Genomic DNA, 19,197 nt, shown 5'->3' with positions numbered 1-19,197 from the left:
AACGACGCAAGACACGAAGGAGGAGGTGATTGGTGCTACGGTACAGGGTCCAAAGACTACTTATGGTTCTATCGTTGAACTCATCGATGTATCGGTTGTCAATATTAAGAAGTCTATCGTTAAGGTTGATTCACTCTCAATAGACACTCTGCCTAAGGCTGGTGGCGAAGTAATCGCATATCTGACCAACAAGGGTGAAGGCGTTGACGTGAAGATTCCTGAGGAGGCTGAAAGCTGGCTCTCTATCAAGTCTATCAACACCAAGAACGGAACTTCTACCGTTGTGTTCAAGGCTAATGCCAACAAGGGTGGTGCATTCTATTTCGAACCTAAGAAATAATCAGACTATACAAGTCATATATCAAGGGGGAACTCCTATCGGGGTTCCCCTTTTTTATTTATCCGCCAATCGGTTCTTTGATAAAGAAATGACCGATTTGTAATTAACTAATATCGCGAAGGTGAATAATATCACGGAAATAACCAAATTGCGAACCGATTATTTTGCACTTTCACCATTATTCGCTAACTTTGCACAAAAAGCAAAAGCTATAAGGCCATGGCAAAGAATCAGAACTGGAAAGACGACTGCTGGGTGTTGCTCATACAACTATACCAAAAGAAGCCGGCAGGGCTCAAACCCCTGTACTGCAAGGCTATGGTGGATCTCAGCCTCGAACTACACGTTCCGCCACAAACACTCCATCAGAAGATGAAGCAACTGGAAAGCCTCGACACGCCCCGTATCCAACAACTATGGCAACACTATGCCAACAACCCACAACGTCTGAACCGAGCAGTAAAGTTGCTGAGACGAATGGCAGGATTCGGCAATAGTGGCGAATTCTACGAAGGGGTGGAACTGCAAGAGTCGTTTGAACACGATTTCAGACCCATTGAAGGTGATAGTCAACTGATGCCTGTCACACTCATCATCATTCTCGACCTATATTTCAGACTGACACCCATCACCATGGTTCCAGAAACTCCAGAAATACAAGACCTGGCCCGACTAATGCACATGTCTGCAGCAAAGATTGCTGACATCATGGAAGTATATCAACACTGCGACCCCTATCTCAATAGAAATGAGATGCTCTTTAGTCCCATCTTCCCTGCTTGTCAGGATATATGGCAGAGATACGGCAATAGCGATACCGAACAACTGGCTACGCTGGCCGAACAACTCAAGGCGTATTACCGATGAAACAAGAACAGACACAAGAACAACAACTGTCACAATCGCTCCGGCAAACCCAGAGCATCACACAGCAACAGTTGCTCCAAGCGCAACTCACAGAGATGCCTATGGCGCAACTCATGGAACGCATACGCACTGAAATGGACGATAATCCTGCGCTGGAATCATCGGGCACCGATGAAGAGAACGATTGGCACGACGATGAACCATCAGACACCGATACTGATACCAACGAAGACTACGAACAACGCAACGAGCGCGAAGAGCGGAACGATGCGCTCGATGCCGCTTTAGAACGCATTGGCCGCGATGATGAAGACCTTCCCGTATATCACAGCGGACCATCTTATGACGAGGAACGCGAAGAGATGGTCTATGGCGAAACTCTCTCTTTCTATGATCAGCTCAAGGAACAAGTGGGGCTCTTGCCACTTGATGAGCGCCAACGATATATCATGGAATACATCATTGGCTCACTCGACGAAGACGGACTACTGAGAAAAACGCTCGATAGTATAGCTGACGAACTGGCTATCTACCACAACATTGATACCAATGAACACGAATTGCAAAAGCTCTTGGAGATGCTCCAAGACTTTGACCCCGCTGGTATTGGTGCACGCTCATTGCAAGAATGTCTGCTCTTACAAATCAAAAGACGTGAACCATCGCGGCTGACCACTCTAATGGAACAAGTGGTCACCAACCACTTCGAAGATTTTACCAAGAAGCACTGGCAACAAATCAGACAAAGCTTGCAATTGACAGAGATGCAAGTCGATACACTCATGGCAGAGATGCGCAAACTCAACCCCAAACCTGGTGCATCAATGGGCGAAGCCGTAGGGCGTTCACTCCAACAAATCACACCCGATTTCATCATCGATACACAGGACGACGGTACCGTGACCTTCCAACTCAATACTGGAGAATTGCCAGAACTGCATGTATCACCATCGTTTTCCGAAACACTCAATCAATATCAGACCAACAAAGAAAATATGAGCCGCCAAATGAAGGAAGCGCTGCTCTATACTAAAAAGAAAGTGAATGCCGCTCATAGTTTCATAGAAGCTATCAAGAGCAGACGCCGCACACTCACCATGACTATGAATGCCATTATACAATGGCAGCATCGCTATTTCGAAGAAGGCGACGAGGCACTGCTACGACCTATGATTCTCAAGGATATTGCGGAAAAGACAGGTCTCAACCTCACCACCATCTCCAGAGCCTGCAACGGTAAATATGCACAAACACGATGGGGTACTTTCCCCCTTCGCCACTTCTTCACCGAAAGCTATACCACTGCTGAAGGTGACCAACTCTCCACTCGGCAACTTAAGATGATTCTGCACGACCTCATAAACAGCGAGGATAAACAGCAACCACTGAGCGATGATGCACTCTGCAAACTGCTCGCAAAGAAGGGCTACCCCATAGCACGACGTACCGTGGCAAAATACCGCGAACAACTTGGACTGCCTATAGCACGACTGAGAAAGGAGGAGAAAAAATGAAAAACGAAAAGCGCCTCATCATCGCTGCACGTGCGGTAAGCCTATTCTTCACACCATTCTATTTGCCCATCGTAGGCATGCTTGTACTTTTCACCTTCAGTTTCATGAGCATCTTCCCTACTGCCTATAAATTGCAGGTACTGGCAATGGTCTATTTCTTCACGATTCTGATGCCAACCATATCCATTCGACTCTACCGCAAATACCAAGGATGGACACTCATCGAACTAGGCCAACGTGAACGGCGCATGGTGCCCTATGCTCTATCGATAGCCAGCTATTTCGCTTGTTACTATCTCTTCCTTCGGCTTCACATGCCACATTTCATCGGTTCCATCCTTTTGGCAGCACTCTGCGTACAGATGATATGTGCGCTTATCAATGTAGTATGGAAGATATCTACCCACTCGGCAGCAATCGGAGCCGTAGGCGGTGCACTATTTGCCTTTGCCGAATATCTGGCATTCAATCCCATATGGTGGCTCTGCCTGGTATTCCTTGTCGGAGGAATCGTGGGCACCTGTCGCATGATATTACGACAGCACTCTCTCGGACAGATAGTAGGAGGATTCTGGATTGGCTTCTTCGTAGCAGCCATCATCATTCTCTTCATCTAACGAATTACAATAGATTATAACATACAGACAACAACATCGTTTAACAACAACAAGACATACAAATACGATTATGAAACCAATTGTCAGCATCATCATGGGCAGCACAAGCGATTTGCCCGTTATGGAAAAAGCATGTAAACTACTCGACGAGATGCAAATTCCCTTTGAGGTCAATGCGCTGTCGGCACACCGTACCCCTGACGCAGTAGAGGCATTTGCTGCAGGGGCTAAGGAGCGCGGTCTGAAAGTGATTATCGCAGCTGCCGGAATGGCGGCTGCACTACCGGGCGTCATCGCAGCATCAACCACACTCCCCGTTATCGGAGTGCCCATCAAAGGTATGCTCGACGGACTCGATGCCATGCTCTCCATCATACAGATGCCCCCAGGAATCCCTGTAGCAACAGTAGGTGTCAACGGTGCACAGAACGCAGCTATCTTAGCTGTAGAAATGCTTGCACTCTCCGATGAAGCCATTGCCAAGCGCCTGGCAGACTATAAGGCTGGACTGAAAGCCAAGATTGAGAAAGCCAACCGCGATTTGGCCGAAGTGAAATACGAATATAAAACCAACTGAAGCACTGCTTCACCAATCCATAAGAAGATGAGTTACAAACGAAGAGTATCATCCATTGCCCACGTAGGACAGCTCGGCATCGGAGGCGATAACCCTATCCGCATCCAGTCGATGGCCACCAAAGACACCAACGATACCGAAGGTTGCGTGGCACAAGCCAAACGCATCATCGATGCAGGAGGTGAGTTGGTGCGCTTCACTACACAGGGAACACGTGAAGCCGAGAATATGAAAAACATATCTCAACGGCTGAAAGCCGATGGCTATACAGCTCCATTGGTAGCTGATGTACATTTCACAGCCCGTGTAGCCGATGTGGCAGCATGCTACTGCGAGAAAGTTCGCATCAATCCCGGCAACTATGTTGACCCTGGCAGAGTCTTCAAACATCTCGAATATACCGATGCAGAATATGCCGATGAACTAAAAAAAATAGAAGCCAAACTAGTGCCGTTCCTCAATATCTGTAAAGAGCACCATACTGCCGTACGCATAGGAGTAAACCATGGTTCGCTCAGCGATCGCATCATGTCGCGCTATGGCGACACTCCCGCAGGTATCGTAGAAAGTTGCATGGAGTTTCTGCGCATCTGCAAACGTGAGAACTTCAACGATGTGGTCATATCCATCAAAGCCAGCAATACTGTGGTCATGGTTACTACGGTACGCCTCTTGGTGGAAACCATGGACCATGAAGACATGCACTATCCACTGCATCTCGGTGTTACCGAAGCTGGAGAAGGCGAAGACGGACGCATCAAGAGTGCCGTAGGTATTGGTGCCTTGCTGACAGAGGGCATTGGCGACACCATCCGTGTATCACTCAGCGAAGAACCAGAATGTGAAATTCCTGTAGCACGCCAACTTGTAGATAACATCGAAGCATGTGCTATTCTGCGTGAGAAAGCCGAGGCTTCCATCGCCGATGATACCATCACTATCACCTTGGATGATGAAGATTGGCAGACCATGCAACTCAAAGTCGCCATGGCAACAGGAGCCTTACTCATCGACCGTAAAGCTCATCAACTTGTCATCAACAATCCCCACTTCTCAGCAGAACGTCTCGTAGGTCTGGCAGATGCTATTCTGCAGGCTGCACGCATTAAGTTTACCAAGACAGAATACATCTCTTGTCCGGGTTGCGGACGCACACTCTACAATCTACAAGACACCATTGCCCGCATTAAAGCAGCAACCAGTCATCTGGTAGGACTAAAGATTGGCATCATGGGATGTATCGTCAATGGTCCTGGTGAAATGGCAGATGCAGACTATGGCTATGTGGGTGCAGGACGTGGAAAGATATCACTCTACCGACAAAAAGAGTGTGTAGCAAAGAATATCCCTGAGGCTGAAGCCGTAGAACGCCTATTACAACTGATTGACGATGATCGAAAAAAACAATAATATAGATTATTCGCATGGTGTGGCAACAATCGGTAAAGCCTACAGACTATTCCATTTTGTCGTTTGACGATAAGGGCTAAAGGGCCCAATAACATCTAGCAGATGACATACACACCATTTCTATACAAATTGACAAAGCCCTGCTTCAAATTATTTGAAGCAGGGCTTTGTCAGATATCAGTATCACTTATTCGGCAAAGGCAGCTTCCTCTGCTTCGGCAATAATCTCCTCACGGCTCTTTGCCCGTGGTGTTGCCGTAATATCATCAAGTGAAAAATCCATATCATGACGGTCTGCCGACTGATTATCATTAGCCGATACATTCTTCTGCTGCGATTTCTGTGGACGAGGAAAATCTCTTTCTGTAGTTTGAGGCTGCTCCACAATAAAATCACGCTGATCTGCTTCTGGATCAGGTACAGAGAGTATCGGTTCCTCCTCCATCTTTGTACGTTCCGTCTTTGCAGCAAACACGCTGTCTATGAATTGTGGCTCGCGACGCAAACGCTGTAGCGTATCCTTGCAGGCATTCTGCTGACTCTCTTTTTTACTGTATCCTTTACCCGCACAACCTTCTACACCTTCAAGTATCACCTGATAGACAAAGACAGGACTGCTATTCTCATCTTTCGTCTGTTCCACTTGTTTAAACTCCAGCCGCACACGGTTTTTCTGACTCCATTCCAACAGTTTCGACTTGAAATTGACCTCCTTATAGGCCACTTTATCGATGTTGATAATCTGGTTGAGGATACGCTTCTGCATGAAACGCATGCAGGCTTCATAGCCGCGGTCGAGATAAATCGCACCGACAAGGGCCTCGAAAGCGTTTCCCCCCATGTAACTGTTATGAACTGTAGAGCGGTCAGACGTAGTGATCAGCCGAGTGATACCCATCTCTTTGGCCAATCGTCCGAGTGTTTCGCGCTGTACGAGTTTAGAGCGAGTATTAGTAAGAAATCCCTCGCGCTTGCCTTCAAAATGACGAAATACGATATCGCCCACCACAGCATCAAGTATGGCATCACCCAAAAATTCGAGGCGCTCATTATTCAAAGGACGTCCTTTCTCATTTCGGCGACGCAGACTCTTGTGTAGAAGAGCCTGCTTATAGAGCTGTATGTTGCGAGGATAAAATCCGAGAATTTTGTATAAAGAAGAATAAAGCTCCTTCTCCTTGCGGAAAGGGAGCCTTATTCTATCTATGAAATTATAATTATTCAGCATACTTCTTGAACACTACACAAGCGTTGTGACCACCAAAACCGAAGGTATTGCTCAGTCCGGCACGCACTTCGCGCTTCTGTGCTTTGTTGAAGGTGAAGTTGAGGTTGTAGTCAATCTCTTCATCGTTATCGCCTTCCTCATGGTTGATAGTGGGAGGAACGATGTCGTTCTTGACAGCCAATACGGTAGCCATAGCCTCTACAGCACCTGCTGCACCAAGGAGGTGACCAGTCATCGACTTGGTACTGCTGATGTTGAGCTTATAAGCAGCATCGCCAAACACTTCCTTGATAGCCTTGGCTTCAGAGATATCACCTACGTGGGTAGATGTTCCGTGTACGTTGATATAATCGATATCTTCAGGATTCAAGCCAGCATCCTCCAATGCGTTGCGCATCACGAGGCATGCACCGAGACCCTCTGGATGAGAGGCGGTGATGTGGTGAGCATCGGCGCTCATTCCTGCACCAACCATTTCTGCATAAATCTTAGCACCACGTGCCTTAGCATGCTCGAGCTCTTCAAGAATCAAGCAACCAGCACCTTCAGCCATGATGAATCCATCGCGACTTGCGCTGAACGGACGGCTTGCCTTTTCAGGTTCATCGTTGCGAGTTGACAGAGCGTGCATCGCATTGAAACCACCAACACCTGTTGCACAGATAGCAGCCTCAGCACCACCACTTACGATAATGTTGGCCTTGCCCAAACGGATAAGGTTGAAAGCATCAGCCAATGCATTGCTTGAAGAAGCACAAGCCGAAGCAGTGATATAGTTTGGTCCGTGGAAACCGTACATAATAGAAATCTGTCCGGCAGCAATATCGGCAATCATCTTCGGAATGAAGAATGGATTGAATTTAGGACCATCAGCCTCGTGAACACCATAGTATTTCACTTCATCCTCGAAGGTCTTAATACCACCGATACCTACTCCATAAACAACGCCAATGCGGTTTTTGTCTTCGGCATCAAGGTCCATTGCACTGTCTTCCACAGCTTGTTTAGCAGCAATAAGAGCCAGCTGTGTGTAACGATCCATCTTACGAGCCTCTTTACGATCAAGATAATCATTGATGTTAAGGTTCTTCACTTCGCACGCAAACTTAGTTTTGAAGTTTGTGGTATCGAAGCTGGTAATGGGGGCTGCGCCACTCTTTCCCGCCAGCATGTTCTGCCAGGTCTCCTCAGAAGTGTTGCCCAGTGGCGTGACGGCACCGAGTCCAGTCACTACTACTCTTTTCAATTCCATATTTTAGATTTGGTTGTCTTAGTGATGTCCTATTACTGAATGGGTGTTGAACATTGGCCACCAAAAGGTACGCCAACACCCAACACCCAAAAGTCCATCACAGATGTGATTTATTTTTTGTTCTCCTCGATGTATGCGATAGCATCACCTACAGTGCCAATCTTCTCAGCCTTGTCGTCGGGGATAGAGATACCGAACTCTTTCTCAAATTCCATGATGAGCTCAACGGTATCCAAAGAATCAGCGCCGAGGTCGTTGGTGAAACTTGCTTCGGGCTTTACTTCTGCCTCGTCAACACCGAGCTTGTCAACGATGATTTCCTTTACTTTGCTTTCAATTTCTGACATAATGTTCTTTTTAAAATAGTTTATAATGTATTCTTTTTTTGTGTGCTTACTACCCCATAGGGCACTTAGCGGTTGCAAAGTAACTAATTTTTATTGAGTTACGCAAATAATTTCGGTAAAAAAGCGCTTTTCTTTGCACAAACACCTATAATCTGTGCACTTTTCAGCCCCTTTTCTGCATATTTTTTCAGATTTTTTCACGTCTAAGTGGGTAATTATTGCGCAAAGATTCAAACAGCGAAGGATCGTTTTTAAGTTTTTCACTATCCTTGATGGGGTTGTAAAGCTGTAAAGGATCACCTGTGAAATGAAAACCGTCAGGTAGAGACGGAGGGTCTATACGACCGGGATTGGGCAAATGGAAATGATGACAAAGAGCTTGAATTACCATATTATCAGCATTAGTCTTGCCATCTGCAGAGTAGCCTGCAATATGTGGAGTGGCAATAAAAGCCTGTTTCAGGAGTTGGAGATTGATATCAGGTTCACCCTCCCATACATCGATAACCGCATCGCGCACTCGCTTTTCACACAATGCTGTCAACAGAGCGTTATTATCAACCACAGGCCCACGACTTGTATTAATTATATAAGGTACGCGCGAGAGCCTTTGGAAGAACGCTTCATCTGCCATATGCCATGTAGCATAACATCCTTCGCGGGTGAGTGGCACATGGAAAGTGATGACATCTGCCTCCCGCTCTATCACGTCTAACGACACATAGTCTGAGGAGCCCACTGGCGGATCGCATACCAAGACACGCATACCCATGCGTTCAGCTACGTTCTTCACTTTCTGTCCCACATGTCCACATCCCACGATACCGATAGTGGCACTATTGAGTTGAAGTCCTTTCTGTTGTTGAAGCAAAAGAAGTGACGATTCGAGATACTGTGCGACCGAGGCAGCATTGCATCCTGGACAACTGGTCCATGTTATGCCTGCACGCTCCATATAATCGGCATCAATATGATCAAATCCTATGGTTGCAGTGGCAACAAAAGTCACTTTCGAACCAGCCAACAGTTTTTCATCACATCGCGTACGAGTTCTCACTATAAGTGCATCAGCATCTTTCACATCGGCAGACGCTATTTTTGCTCCGGGAATAGCCACCACTTGGTCGGCCAACATCTGGAGTTTCTCGCGGATATAGGGTATTTTATCGTCAACAACTATTTTCATAATTGGATGCAAAGATAATGAATCGGGATGGAAAAGAGAAAAAAATCACTGTTTTCTTTTGTATTTCACCCACTTATTCTACACCTTTGGCGCTATGCGCCCAAGGTACTCACGTTCGGAAATGCAAAAGAAAACGAGGTTTTCTTTTGTATTTCACTCACTTATTCGTACCTTTGCACCAAACAAAAAAATATAGACTATGACATTTACTGAAAAAGCTAACCAAATCTTCAAGCAAGCTATTCGTGACTATCACTTGAAAGATCATGTGGACACGCCCATTTCTAATCCTTACGAGCGCGACTCTATTGAGTATAGCCTGTATCTGAAATGCTGGATTGATACCGTACAGTGGCATCTGGAAGATATCATCCGCGATCCACACATCGACCCAACAGAGGCACTGGCTCTGAAGCGTCGCATCGACCACAGCAATCAAGACCGCACCGATTTGGTAGAGGAAATCGACTCTTACTTCCGTAAGTTGTATAGTGACATCAAGCCTTTGACCGACGCACGACTGAACACAGAGAGTCCAGCATGGGCCATTGACCGTCTTTCCATTCTGGCTTTGAAGATCTGGCACATGCAAGAACAGACCGAACGCAAGGATGCTGACGTTGCCCATGTAGAGAAGTGTCAAGCCAAGCTGCAGGTTCTTCTTGAACAGCAGGTGGATCTCAGCACAGCCATCGACCAGTTGCTCGAAGACATTGAGCAGGGTCGCAAGTACATGAAGGTATATCGCCAGATGAAGATGTACAACGATCCTTCTACCAACCCTATTCTCTACAAGAAATAATTCAATTGGTGAAAAAGGAACATCTTCTCGTCATCCGATTCTCTGCATTAGGCGATGTGGCCATGACAGTGCCCGTCGTCTATGCATTGGCACAGCAGTATCCTGATGTGCGCATTACGGTATTGAGCCGTAACTTTGCACGTCCTTTATTCGATGATCTGCTACCCAACATCAATTTTATGGAGGCTGACCTCAAACGCGAATACCACGGTATCACTGGTTTGAACAGTCTCTACCGCCGTTTGTTGGCCAAACAGTTTACAGCCATTGCCGACCTTCACAGCGTACTGAGGTCAAGTTATCTGCGCATGCGCTTCAATCTGGACCACTATAAAGTGGCACACATTGACAAACATCGCAAAGACCGCCGTCGCATCACCTCTTCGAGCAATAAGCAACTGATTCAGTTGCCTACTTCATTCCAAAACTATGCTGACGTATTTGCCCGCTTGGGCTATCCCGTCAACGTACAGTTCCGCTCCATTTTTTCAGAAGATGGTGGTGACATGAATCTTTTGCCAGAGAGTCTTCCCCGTCCCACTGTCGGTCAACCGTGTATCGGCATTGCACCTTTTGCCGCACACGAAGGCAAAATCTATCCAGTTCGATTAATGGAACAGGTAGTAGAGCAATTGCTTGCCAAACATCCAGATACTCGCATCTATTTATTTGGCAAAGGCCAGCGCGAAGACGAAACATTCCCGAAATGGTGTGCTGCCCACCCCCAGTGTGTGTATGTAAGCCAACATTTGAATAATCTGCGCGACGAACTCATCTTAATGAGCCACCTCCAAGTAATGGTATCCATGGATTCTGCCAATATGCACTTGGCATCGCTGGTAGCCACACCCGTAGTAAGCGTATGGGGCGCCACTCATCCTTTTACTGGTTTTATGGGTTGGAATCAGAGCCCAGAGAATGCCATCCAGATACCGTTGGAGTGCCGTCCATGTAGCATCTACGGCCAGAAACCATGCTTACGAGGTGACTATGCCTGCATGCGCAACATCGCACCAGAGCAGATTGTCAATCGCGTAGAACTGATTCTGAACAAGCATTAAATCCCGTTTACGGATAGTTCTGCCAGCTATTTCCATGTAGCACTATCCGTCAATGGCTTTTCTTGATATGAGAAAAACCATGAAACACTATAATTTTTCATAAAAAAATAATGCGGTATCAGAAAATATGTGTACCTTTGCGCCGATTTTAAAACAGATACATTAATAATATTATAAAGACAAAAAATGGATAAAGTAAGTTACGCTATGGGCATCGGTATCGGCATGCAGCTGAAGCAGATGGGTGCCACAGACATGAACGTTGACGACTTTGCAGCAGCCATCAAAGACGTGCTTGCAGGCAACGAACTGAAGGTACCAAACCACGAAGCGCAGCAAATTGTGCAAGATTACTTCATGGCACAAGAGAAGAAACTCAACGAACAGCGCGCCGCACAAGGCAAGATTGCCAAAGAAGCAGGTGAGAAATATCTGGCAGAAAACGCAAAGAAAGACGGTGTGGTTACACTGCCCAGCGGTCTGCAATATCAAGTTATCAAGGAAGGTAACGGTAAAAAGCCATCTGCCAAAGACACAGTACGCTGCCACTATGAGGGATTTCTCATCGATGGCACAGTTTTCGACTCATCAGTACAGCGTGGTGAACCCGCAGAATTCGGTTTGCAGCAGGTGATTGCCGGATGGACCGAAGGTCTGCAGCTGATGCAGGAAGGAGCTAAATACCGCTTCTTCATACCTTATATGCTGGGATATGGTGAGAGCGGAGCAGCAGGCGCTATTCCCCCATTTGCAGCACTTATTTTCGATGTAGAGCTCATCAAGGTGCTCTAAACCAAACAGAAAAGATACAAACATTAGTAATACAATGAAGAAATTTACCATTGCAGCATTCGCTGTAGCCGCAGTAGCCATGCTTTCTTGCGGCAATGCCGCTCCCAAGGCTAACCTGAAGAGCGACGTAGACACACTGAGCTACGCCATCGGTATGGCACAGACTCAGGGTCTGAAAGATTATCTCGTAACACGTCTTGACGTGGATACCGCCTATCTGGACGAGTTTATCAAAGGTTTGAACGAAGGAGCCAATGCCGGCGACGACAAGAAGAAAGCCGCTTACTACGCAGGTATTCAGATTGGCCAGCAGATTTCAAACCAGATGATGAAGGGCATCAACCACGAGCTTTTCGGTGAGGATTCTACCAAGACCATCTCTCTGAAGAACTTCATGGCAGGTTTCATCAGCGGAACAACTGGTAAGGGTGGCCTCATGAGCATCGACTCAGCACAGATGGTTGCTCAGAAGATGATGCAGAGCATCAAGGCCAAGACCATGGAAAAAGCCTACGGTCCTAACAAGGCAGCTGGTGAGAAATTCCTTGCAGCCAATGCCAAGAAGGAAGGTGTGAAAACTCTTCCCGGTGGTGTACAGTATAAGGTTATCAAGGTAGGAACCGGTAAGATTCCTGCTGACACCTCAATGGTAAAGGTTAACTACGAGGGTCGCACCATCGACGGCAAGGTATTCGACAGCTCATACAAGCGCAACATGCCCGCAGACTTCCGTTGCAACCAGGTTATCAAAGGTTGGACAACCGCTCTGACCCACATGCCTGCAGGTTCTGTATGGGAGGTTTACATTCCTCAGGATCAAGCTTACGGTGAGCGCCAGCAGGGTGAAGACATCAAGCCTTTCTCTGCTCTCGTCTTCAAAATCGAGCTTCTCGAAGTGAAATAATCACCAGGGAAAACACCCCAACACAATAGTGTATATCGGTATCAAGGTCGATGAATCTGGCCATGATACCGATATTTTGTCTAAAAAAACATAAATTATCAAGCAAAGTGTTGCCTGTTTCAACAATAATAACTACTTTTGCTTACAAATAGTAAAATATCTAAAACCATATAAATATGGCAGCAAACGACAAGATTGATAATCTCGACAAAAAGATTCTGAATATTCTATCTAAAAATGCCCGAATACCCTTCAAGGATGTTGCGGCAGAGTGTAACGTATCACGTGCAGCTATCCACCAGCGCGTCCAGCACCTCATAGAGGGTCACGTCATCATGGGTAGCGGTTTCGACGTTAACCCCAAAAGTCTGGGATACACCACCTGTACCTACGTAGGAATCACCTTGGAACGTGGTTCGATGTATAAGGACGTAGTAGAAAGAATACAGCATATTCCAGAAATCGTGGAATGTCACTTCACTACAGGTCCATACACCATGCTCGTAAAGCTCTACGCCCGCGACAACGAACAACTCATGCAGTTGCTCAACGGCCAACTGCAAGACATCCCCGGTGTAGTGGCTACAGAGACTCTGATATCGCTCGAACAAAGCATCAAGCGTGAGATTCCTATCGGACCCAACGAATAATCATCTATCAACACTGCGTATGAACCGTTTTGACTGGCAAGCACAGCTGGCCAAATGCCATGCGTCGTTTCCTGCAGCAACGCACAAACCTGTCATTGCCATCACGGGAAACTATGGCGAAGGAAACTGCAAGCTCGCTCAAACCTATTATAAATCGGTGGAAGATGCTGGTGGCGTGCCTATCATCATGCCTCCCTCTGCACAGACCGATACTATCATCAATACGCTTGAACATATTGATGGGCTCCTCATCAGCGGTGGCTCCGACTTCAATCCGCTGTTTGCAGGCGAGCAACCTGTTGTCAAGCTTGGAGGCATCAATGCCGAGCGCGACCTTGCCGAACTGCTCACTATACGGTTAGCCTACGATCGGCAGATTCCTATGTTAGCCATTTGTCGCGGCATTCAAGCATTGGCTATGGCTCTTGATGGCCATGTGGAACAGGATATCAGCCACAGAGCACAGGTAAAACACAGTCAGGACGCAGACCGTTCAGAGCCCACCCACTCCGTAAAGATAGAGCCCGACTCTATTCTCGGTAGTCTCTATGCCGATACGCTCAAGGACAACGACGGCATACTCTACGTCAACTCATTTCATCACCAAGCAGTAGATCACTGCGGACCACGTTTCCGCACCACAGCAGAATCTGCCGACGGTATCATCGAAGCCATAGAAAGCCGTGAGTACAAGAGTATCATTGGCGTGCAATGGCATCCAGAGTGTTTGGTCGATGGAGCGCCACTTTTCCAATGGTTAGTGAAGGAGTCAGAACATTTCTACCAAGCCTGCAAGCTCCATGAGCGCATCATCACCCTCGATACGCATTGCGACACACCGATGTTCTTCCCTCAAGGCGTAGATTTCGGCAGTCGCGACAAGAAGATATTGGTAGATCTCCACAAGATGACCGAAGGTCATCAAGATGCCACTATCATGGTGGCTTATCTGCCACAACCCAAACCCGGCGAGGACTTCCCATCAATTGTTGATTTCGATGTGAAGAATCCTACGGAATATGCAGACCTCATCTTCGACAAGATAGAAACCATGGTGGCCCACAATAAGTCCTACCTCAGCATTGCACGGACACCTGCCGACCTCTATGCCAATAAGAAGAAAGGGCTGAAGAGCATCATGCTGGGCATAGAAAATGGTTTGGCCATCAATGGCGACCTACGCAAGCTGCGCCATTTTGCAGAGCGCGGCATCGTCTATATGACACTCTGCCATAATGGTGACAACGACATCTGCGACTCAGCACGCGGTTGCAATACCCATGGCGGTGTGAGCGACTTCGGCCAACAGGTCATTAGGAAGATGAACAAACTGGGCATCATGGTAGATATGAGTCATGCTGGTGAGCACAGTTTCTACGATGCACTCGACATCAGCCAACAGCCCATTGTGTGTAGCCACTCCAGCTGTAGAGCCCTTTGCGACCATCCTCGCAATCTCACCGACGACCAGATGCGACAGCTGGCTGCTAAGGGTGGTGTGATGCAAGTGACGCTCTATAATGGTTTCCTCTGCAAAGATGGCGAGGCTACAGTACTTGATGCACTGGCACATCTCGACCACGCTATCAATATTATGGGTATCGACCATGTCGGTTTAGGTTCTGATTTCGATGGCGATGGAGGCATTCGCGGACTCTCCTGCTCATCGGAAATGATCAATTTCACCCGACATCTCATGGCCAAACGCTATTCCGAACGCGACATCCAAAAGATTTGGGGACGCAATTTCCTGCGTATCATGAAACAGGTGCAAAGCGCCAAATCGTAGAAATCATTATCATATAGACTACAGACTACAAACAGAAAAATGACGAAACACCACATACTCAATATCGCCATGCTATGGGCTGCAATAGCCACCATCATGGCTTGCGGTACTACCAACAAACAACCTGCAACTGAAGAAAAACCTGTCAATATTGAATTTCATGCTGATTCTGCCTATGCTTTCTGTGCAGCACAATGTACCTATGGACCTCGCACAATGAATAGCGAGGCGCATGAGAAATGCGGCAAATGGATTGCTTCACAGTTTCAGAAATACGGTTGCAGCATTGAACTTCAGTGTGCAGACCTCAAGGGATTCGACGGCACAATACTCAAAAGCACCAACATCATCGCCTCTATGCCCAAACGCAGCACCGACGAAACACGCATCATGATATGTGCACACTGGGACAGTCGCCCATGGGCAGATAATGATCCCGACTCTGCCAACTGGCACAAACCCGTCATGGCAGCCAACGATGGCGCATCGGGAGTGGCTGTCATGCTCGAACTGGCACGCCTGCTTCAACACAACGACTCACTACCTGTAAGCATCGACTTTGTCTGCTTCGATGCCGAAGACTGGGGCGTACCACAGTGGAGCGATGCCGCAGACGATGGCGACTCATGGGCATTGGGCGCACAACACTGGGCCAAGAACTATGCCGCAAGCGGTTCTAATAAGTATCGCTATGCCATTTTGCTCGATATGGTGGGTGGTCAGGGTGCCCGTTTCTACCACGAAGGCTTCTCACTGCAACATGCCGGACGCCTCGTTGACCGCATCTGGAGTGCTGCAAGTGCCGCAGGCTATAGCAGTTTCTTCCCTATGGAGGCAGGCGGCTACGTGACCGACGACCACATACCAGTGAATGAAGTGGCCCATGTCCCCTGTGTAGATATCATCAACCACTATCCCGATTGCCAACAAAGTTCCTTTGGACCGACGTGGCACACCGTCAGTGACGATATGCAACATATCGACAAGAACACGCTGAAAGCCGTAGGCCAGACCCTGCTACAAGTGGTTTTCAACGACAAATAATCACAAGGTAGGTCAATGGGCTTTACTGTATTGCCAGACTATGAACCATTGCTCCATCCAACAAACCCCATTGCGATTGCTTGAGAACAAGTAATGCCGACGCCCAAGAAGGCATCACGCGGCAACACATATATTTTAGTTTTTCATTTTTTATCGAACACCGAACACCACTATAACGTAATTCATTATCGGATATAACTTTATAGTGGTGTTCGATGATGATAAGTTTAGGTTATCAAACACCTGTCAAACACTTACGGAACACATCAGAGTTGACCAGCTTCCACCATCAGCACGACTCGTTCGGTGAGCCTATCCACACCTTCCGGATCGTATTCTTTCTTCAAACTGGCGCCGAACGCCCATGCAAAAGCCTGATAGAATCCAGCACGCACAGGTCCGAGAAAGGCTTGAATCATATTGTAGGAAGATGAATGACTCTCGCGATAGATGAGTTTGATGAGGAGTTTTCCCTGTGAATACGTCAGTTTTTTCATCTTCGGCTGATACTCTTTCCAGATGCTTTTCTCTACGCGTTTCATGTGTTCCTCCTTCGATTTCTTGTCAGGCAAAGTTTCCAGAAACTCCGCAGTCTCCATCATAATGGTACGCGCCTCCTTGGCAATAGGCAGTACGCGCTTCACATTGCGCACCAATCTATTAAACGCCATCTGCTGTTTCTTGCTACTGAAGGAGATGGGGGGATAAACATAGACATTGTTCATCTCCATATACTGGATGCTGTCGCCGCCTTCCAGCACCTTTCCAACCTTGACCATCGGCATGAACGTAGGGCCAAACGGATCGTCGTCGGCCTTACTCTCGTTGGCAGGGTCGGTCTGTTGCGCATAGAGTGACAATGTCATAACGGCCATTAGCGACACCGTCAGACATCGAAGCGTATCAGTTTTAAGGTATTGCAGCATGATGGTTTATTTCCAAAACAACTTGTCCATCAGCAAATAACGCTGTTGCATCGCCTCATCGGTCTTAACAAAAGTATGTACGTCAATCTGCAATACGGGTGGAACAGTTTTGCCGTTGACTGCCGGCCAATTCACCAAACCGAGTCCGTTGGGGTTTCCTGTCTTCACAAAATTAGCGTAATAGTTGCTGAACACATCAGAGATCATATAGTCATCGGGCTGCCAGTCATAGACTCTGTTTGTGGGCAACGTACCCATGGCATACTCAATATCGGCAGAATGTACCGCTCCTTTGTCTTGTGACACTGCTGGTTCTCCATCTTTTGCATCTAATATTCCACCAGCCAGTCCTGCCACTTTCCCCTTGACAGCCATTGCTGGGCGCGGATGGCAGTAGCGATAGCGATAAACTGGTTGTCCACTGGTCAACTGGTGCATGTGTCCCCACTTCCATGTGGAATAGTCGAGGAATAAATCAGAAGCCAAGTCAGTGCCCGGCTGTCCTGTCACATCGTTAGCAGTATAGATGCCATATAGACGGAACAGTTGGTCGGTGGCATCGCCAAATTTCTGACGTGCAGCTTCTTTCAAAACCTCTACAGAGGCTGGCTGACCAGCCAGAATCGCTTGAGGCGACATCTCTTGATTGTTTCCACCAATGAGCAAAGGAATGTGCAACTGCTTTCCGTCGGCATAAGTCTGTGTGGGTTGTTCTGTGAAGAAATAGCCATCGATGCAGTATTTCGGTACGTTTCTCACGTTGGCACGCTTCATGAGTTCTTCTGCCGGCATGGCACGCAACTGTTTAATAGTCTTACAACCCAGCGTTTTTGCTATTTCTACGCCAGCTGTCTCAGCCTCTTTGAGTGTAGCAACAGCGTTGAATCCCATGACAGAGCCGCTTGATCCGATGGCTTGTGCTATCAGTCCTTGACACAGTGGCGATGCCATCAAGGCACTTACCGACATTGATCCAGCCGATTCGCCTGCTATCGTGATGCGTTCGGGATCGCCACCAAAGTCTGCAATATGTGTTTTCACCCATTGAATGGCAGCCACTTGATCCATGAATCCATAGTTTCCCGAACCTTTATAGGCTGTTTCTTTCGACAGTTGCGGATGAGAGAAGAAACCGAAGATGCCTTCACGATAATTGGCAGTAATAGCGATTATGCCCTTTCGCGCCATGCTCTCTCCGGCATATCTGGGTTCGCTACCGCTTCCAGCCATGAGTCCTCCACCGTTGAAATAGATGAGCACAGGTAGTTTCTCCTTCATGGTGTGAGCAGGAGTCCATATATTCAGATATAGACAGTCTTCGCTGTTTTCCTTCGTACCGAAGTTCATGTCGCCAAATATATTCTCTTGCATGGGGTTAGGCCCAAAGTCTTTAGCACTACGCACACCCTCCCATACTACAACGGGCTGTGGTGCTTTCCATCGCAGATCGCCCACTGGCGGTGCAGCAAATGGTACTCCGAGAAACACTTTCACACCAGAACGCTCCATTCCTTCAAGCGTTCCATCAGTTGTTTTCACCTGTGGGTTGCCTTGTGCCATCATTCCGATGGTGCAGAAGCAAGCAGCCATCATCATCAGCATCTTGTTCATCTGTCGTTTCGTTTTAAATTTGTTTCTATTCTATAGATTATCGGAAAAGGTAATTCTGTTCCTTCTTCGCGATGTTGCAAAGGTACGATTAAGTGAGCGAAAAGCAAAAGAAAAACTCGTTTTTATTATGTTTTTCCGAACGGGAGTACCTTGTGAAATGCACCCCTAAAGTTAGACATAAAGCTTTTAGAGGTACATTATGAGTAGTTTTCATTCATTAAAAGAAAGATTAGAAACAGTATTAAAGGTAAAGTCTGGCGTACCCATCGTCCAGTTATGC

General features: G+C 47.2%; 19 protein-coding genes. 13 read left to right on the top strand and 6 right to left on the bottom strand.

Features of this window, described 5'->3' with window-relative positions; translation table 11 throughout:
* Positions 1-25: 25 nt before the first annotated feature.
* From CIK96_RS10815 to ispG, 6 genes are all read left to right on the top strand, one after another.
* The gene (locus CIK96_RS10815; protein ID WP_094440578.1) at positions 26-340 is read left to right on the top strand and encodes a hypothetical protein; all 315 of its coding nucleotides are present in this window, start codon (positions 26-28) and stop codon (positions 338-340) included.
* Between the two features lie 219 nt (positions 341-559).
* Positions 560-1,207, top strand: coding sequence for a hypothetical protein (locus CIK96_RS10810; protein ID WP_094390969.1), 648 nt, complete (start codon positions 560-562; stop codon positions 1,205-1,207).
* Positions 1,204-2,721 (top strand): RNA polymerase factor sigma-54, encoded by a 1,518-nt coding sequence (rpoN, locus tag CIK96_RS10805; protein ID WP_094440577.1) that lies wholly within the window; start codon positions 1,204-1,206, stop codon positions 2,719-2,721. The genes CIK96_RS10810 and rpoN overlap by 4 nt, the downstream gene beginning before the upstream one ends.
* Positions 2,718-3,338 carry a phosphatase PAP2 family protein gene (locus tag CIK96_RS10800; RefSeq protein ID WP_094390971.1) on the top strand — a complete coding sequence of 207 codons (621 nt, stop codon included), beginning with the start codon at positions 2,718-2,720 and terminating at the stop codon, positions 3,336-3,338. Before rpoN ends, CIK96_RS10800 begins: the two co-directional genes overlap by 4 nt.
* A 70-nt stretch (positions 3,339-3,408) precedes the next feature.
* Positions 3,409-3,915: a 5-(carboxyamino)imidazole ribonucleotide mutase gene (gene purE, locus CIK96_RS10795; RefSeq protein ID WP_094390972.1), complete on the top strand. Its 507-nt coding sequence runs from the start codon at positions 3,409-3,411 to the stop codon at positions 3,913-3,915.
* Between the two features lie 27 nt (positions 3,916-3,942).
* On the top strand, positions 3,943-5,325 hold the full coding sequence (ispG, locus tag CIK96_RS10790; protein WP_094434957.1) for a (E)-4-hydroxy-3-methylbut-2-enyl-diphosphate synthase: 1,383 nt from the start codon (positions 3,943-3,945) through the stop codon (positions 5,323-5,325).
* A 187-nt stretch (positions 5,326-5,512) separates the two neighbouring features.
* On the opposite strand, the gene rnc is transcribed toward ispG, so the two are convergent.
* The 4 genes from rnc to CIK96_RS10770 all read right to left on the bottom strand — a co-directional run bounded on the left by rnc (position 5,513) and on the right by CIK96_RS10770 (position 9,338).
* Positions 5,513-6,553 carry a ribonuclease III gene (gene rnc / locus CIK96_RS10785; RefSeq protein ID WP_094390974.1) on the bottom strand — a complete coding sequence of 347 codons (1,041 nt, stop codon included), beginning with the start codon at positions 6,551-6,553 and terminating at the stop codon, positions 5,513-5,515.
* Positions 6,543-7,805, bottom strand: a complete 1,263-nt coding sequence (gene fabF, locus CIK96_RS10780) for a beta-ketoacyl-ACP synthase II (protein WP_094440576.1) — start codon at positions 7,803-7,805, stop codon at positions 6,543-6,545. Before fabF ends, rnc begins: the two co-directional genes overlap by 11 nt.
* 110 nt (positions 7,806-7,915) lie before the next feature.
* A complete protein-coding gene (locus CIK96_RS10775) occupies positions 7,916-8,152 on the bottom strand; it encodes an acyl carrier protein (RefSeq protein WP_094390976.1) in 237 nt (78 codons plus the stop codon).
* A gap of 187 nt (positions 8,153-8,339) precedes the next feature.
* Positions 8,340-9,338 carry an NAD(P)-dependent oxidoreductase gene (locus tag CIK96_RS10770; protein ID WP_094434953.1) on the bottom strand — a complete coding sequence of 333 codons (999 nt, stop codon included), beginning with the start codon at positions 9,336-9,338 and terminating at the stop codon, positions 8,340-8,342.
* A gap of 199 nt (positions 9,339-9,537) precedes the next feature.
* Between CIK96_RS10770 and CIK96_RS10760 the strand changes: the two genes are divergently transcribed.
* From CIK96_RS10760 to CIK96_RS10730, 7 genes are all read left to right on the top strand, one after another.
* Positions 9,538-10,140 carry a DUF4254 domain-containing protein gene (locus CIK96_RS10760; protein ID WP_094390978.1) on the top strand — a complete coding sequence of 201 codons (603 nt, stop codon included), beginning with the start codon at positions 9,538-9,540 and terminating at the stop codon, positions 10,138-10,140.
* Between the two features lie 8 nt (positions 10,141-10,148).
* On the top strand, positions 10,149-11,201 hold the full coding sequence (locus CIK96_RS10755; RefSeq protein ID WP_094440599.1) for a glycosyltransferase family 9 protein: 1,053 nt from the start codon (positions 10,149-10,151) through the stop codon (positions 11,199-11,201).
* A 186-nt stretch (positions 11,202-11,387) separates the two neighbouring features.
* Complete coding sequence (locus CIK96_RS10750; protein ID WP_094390979.1) at positions 11,388-11,993, top strand: FKBP-type peptidyl-prolyl cis-trans isomerase; 606 nt, start codon at positions 11,388-11,390, stop codon at positions 11,991-11,993.
* A gap of 34 nt (positions 11,994-12,027) precedes the next feature.
* Positions 12,028-12,897 carry an FKBP-type peptidyl-prolyl cis-trans isomerase gene (locus CIK96_RS10745; RefSeq protein WP_094390980.1) on the top strand — a complete coding sequence of 290 codons (870 nt, stop codon included), beginning with the start codon at positions 12,028-12,030 and terminating at the stop codon, positions 12,895-12,897.
* Positions 12,898-13,073: 176 nt separating this feature from the next.
* Complete coding sequence (locus CIK96_RS10740) at positions 13,074-13,547, top strand: Lrp/AsnC family transcriptional regulator (RefSeq protein WP_094390981.1); 474 nt, start codon at positions 13,074-13,076, stop codon at positions 13,545-13,547.
* Positions 13,548-13,566: 19 nt separating this feature from the next.
* Positions 13,567-15,336 carry a membrane dipeptidase gene (locus CIK96_RS10735; protein ID WP_094440574.1) on the top strand — a complete coding sequence of 590 codons (1,770 nt, stop codon included), beginning with the start codon at positions 13,567-13,569 and terminating at the stop codon, positions 15,334-15,336.
* Positions 15,337-15,375: 39 nt separating this feature from the next.
* Positions 15,376-16,380, top strand: a complete 1,005-nt coding sequence (locus tag CIK96_RS10730) for a M28 family peptidase (protein ID WP_094390983.1) — start codon at positions 15,376-15,378, stop codon at positions 16,378-16,380.
* Positions 16,381-16,646: 266 nt separating this feature from the next.
* Here the strand turns inward: CIK96_RS10730 and CIK96_RS10725 are convergent, their stop codons facing one another.
* Together CIK96_RS10725 and CIK96_RS10720 are read right to left on the bottom strand one after the other, a co-directional pair.
* On the bottom strand, positions 16,647-17,306 hold the full coding sequence (locus tag CIK96_RS10725) for a DUF4294 domain-containing protein (protein ID WP_094390984.1): 660 nt from the start codon (positions 17,304-17,306) through the stop codon (positions 16,647-16,649).
* A 6-nt stretch (positions 17,307-17,312) separates the two neighbouring features.
* On the bottom strand, positions 17,313-18,917 hold the full coding sequence (locus tag CIK96_RS10720; RefSeq protein WP_094440573.1) for a carboxylesterase/lipase family protein: 1,605 nt from the start codon (positions 18,915-18,917) through the stop codon (positions 17,313-17,315).
* Positions 18,918-19,197 lie beyond the last annotated feature (280 nt).

It is taken from the genome of Prevotella sp. P4-98 (assembly GCF_002251405.1).
In the GTDB taxonomy this organism is placed as follows: domain Bacteria; phylum Bacteroidota; class Bacteroidia; order Bacteroidales; family Bacteroidaceae; genus Prevotella.
The sequence above is the reverse complement of the archived record's forward strand: the minus strand, read 5'-3'. Positions and strand labels throughout refer to the sequence as shown.

What these genes read in the sequence shown, in the direction of transcription:
- rnc (WP_094390974.1), bottom strand. Translation starts at nt 6,553, where the DNA reads ATGCTGAATAATTATAATTTCATAGATAGAATAAGGCTCCCTTTCCGC.
- CIK96_RS10800 (WP_094390971.1), top strand. Translation starts at nt 2,718, where the DNA reads ATGAAAAACGAAAAGCGCCTCATCATCGCTGCACGTGCGGTAAGCCTA.
- CIK96_RS10740 (WP_094390981.1), top strand. Translation starts at nt 13,074, where the DNA reads ATGGCAGCAAACGACAAGATTGATAATCTCGACAAAAAGATTCTGAAT.
- rpoN (WP_094440577.1), top strand. Translation starts at nt 1,204, where the DNA reads ATGAAACAAGAACAGACACAAGAACAACAACTGTCACAATCGCTCCGG.
- CIK96_RS10810 (WP_094390969.1), top strand. Translation starts at nt 560, where the DNA reads ATGGCAAAGAATCAGAACTGGAAAGACGACTGCTGGGTGTTGCTCATA.
- CIK96_RS10745 (WP_094390980.1), top strand. Translation starts at nt 12,028, where the DNA reads ATGAAGAAATTTACCATTGCAGCATTCGCTGTAGCCGCAGTAGCCATG.
- CIK96_RS10730 (WP_094390983.1), top strand. Translation starts at nt 15,376, where the DNA reads ATGACGAAACACCACATACTCAATATCGCCATGCTATGGGCTGCAATA.
- CIK96_RS10770 (WP_094434953.1), bottom strand. Translation starts at nt 9,338, where the DNA reads ATGAAAATAGTTGTTGACGATAAAATACCCTATATCCGCGAGAAACTC.
- CIK96_RS10720 (WP_094440573.1), bottom strand. Translation starts at nt 18,917, where the DNA reads ATGAACAAGATGCTGATGATGATGGCTGCTTGCTTCTGCACCATCGGA.
- fabF (WP_094440576.1), bottom strand. Translation starts at nt 7,805, where the DNA reads ATGGAATTGAAAAGAGTAGTAGTGACTGGACTCGGTGCCGTCACGCCA.
- ispG (WP_094434957.1), top strand. Translation starts at nt 3,943, where the DNA reads ATGAGTTACAAACGAAGAGTATCATCCATTGCCCACGTAGGACAGCTC.
- CIK96_RS10750 (WP_094390979.1), top strand. Translation starts at nt 11,388, where the DNA reads ATGGATAAAGTAAGTTACGCTATGGGCATCGGTATCGGCATGCAGCTG.
- CIK96_RS10760 (WP_094390978.1), top strand. Translation starts at nt 9,538, where the DNA reads ATGACATTTACTGAAAAAGCTAACCAAATCTTCAAGCAAGCTATTCGT.
- CIK96_RS10725 (WP_094390984.1), bottom strand. Translation starts at nt 17,306, where the DNA reads ATGCTGCAATACCTTAAAACTGATACGCTTCGATGTCTGACGGTGTCG.
- CIK96_RS10775 (WP_094390976.1), bottom strand. Translation starts at nt 8,152, where the DNA reads ATGTCAGAAATTGAAAGCAAAGTAAAGGAAATCATCGTTGACAAGCTC.
- purE (WP_094390972.1), top strand. Translation starts at nt 3,409, where the DNA reads ATGAAACCAATTGTCAGCATCATCATGGGCAGCACAAGCGATTTGCCC.
- CIK96_RS10735 (WP_094440574.1), top strand. Translation starts at nt 13,567, where the DNA reads ATGAACCGTTTTGACTGGCAAGCACAGCTGGCCAAATGCCATGCGTCG.